The 1,057-nt window shown below is 69.3% G+C and carries 1 protein-coding gene; it reads right to left on the bottom strand.

Annotation, left to right across the window (positions count from 1 at the left end; all coding sequences use genetic code 11):
• Positions 1-128: 128 nt before the first annotated feature.
• Positions 129-1,057 (bottom strand): M15 family metallopeptidase (locus FVW20_RS16415; RefSeq protein ID WP_231039183.1); only part of this gene is annotated, 929 nt, incomplete at its 5' end.

The raw sequence follows: 1,057 nt of genomic DNA, 5'->3' as shown, positions 1-1,057 counted from the left end.
TTTTGCCTGGGCGGGCGATGCCGCCGGCGCGGGCGCGGCGTGCAGGCAGAGCAGCGCGGCAAGACAGTACAGCCAGGGGCGGACGCCGTGGCGGTTCGCGGTGGAGCGCGGTGCGGTGCGGAGCGTCATCATGCGGTGGCGACCTTGATGTGCCAGGGTTCGAAGCGGACCCCCAGCATGTTGTCCTGCGGATAGCGCAGGGTGATGTAACCCAGTTCCTCCAGCCGCCGGAATATCGGGGTGGCGGTGAAGGCAGAGGTGAAGTTGCGCGCGCCGTATCCGCGCTGCCCCACGTCGAAATCGCCTATGCCGTGGAACGAATACCCCGGCGGGGCCAGCGAGCGCGAGGCCAGCGACAGGTTGCCGCCGTTGGTGGATGCCTTGGTGAGGAACAGGTGGAACTGCTTCATGATGCCGCGCACGCCGGAGGTGAGCACCACGTCCTCGCCCAGCAGGCGGCGGATGGTTTCCCATGTGGCGCGCGGCTCGCCCTGGTAGACGTAGTTGCCCATGCCCGGCACCTTGTACACCTCGCGTGAGGGGATGGTGGCGGCCAGCGAGTTCAGCGGCTTCATGCCCATGAATCCGTAGGCGGATGCGTCTGCGTGGAACAGTTCGTCGATGAGGGTCAGTTCCTGCGGGCTGAAGGCGCCGACAGCCGGGTAGTTCCGGGCCACCCGCACCGCCTCGTCGAAGCCGAGCAGGTAGAAGAAGCCGTGCCCCACGGTGCGTTCCAGACGGCCCAGCCTGTCGGTGGCGGCGTGCAGCACGGGAATGCGCTGGGGCGGCAGGGTGATGTCGCTGGGGTGGGGGCTGTCGAACCGGCGCATCTTGAACAGGTAGTCGCGCACTGCGTCGTCGATGCCGGGGGGGGCGTCCAGATCGTTGGGGTGGTCCGACTGCTGGGCGACAAGGTCGTCGTCCTGCGGGGGGCGGGAACCTTTGGAGCCGGATGCGGGCTGGCCGGACGGGATTGCACCCGACGCCGGGGACGGGGCAGACCCCAGCGGCCCGCTGCCGCGCCGCAGGGCGGGGCGTACTGCTGGCCCGGCAAGGG

The sequence above is a fragment of the Nitratidesulfovibrio oxamicus genome (genome assembly GCF_015731765.1).
In the GTDB taxonomy this organism is placed as follows: Bacteria; Desulfobacterota; Desulfovibrionia; order Desulfovibrionales; family Desulfovibrionaceae; genus Cupidesulfovibrio; species Cupidesulfovibrio oxamicus.
The sequence above is the reverse complement of the archived record's forward strand: the minus strand, read 5'-3'. Positions and strand labels throughout refer to the sequence as shown.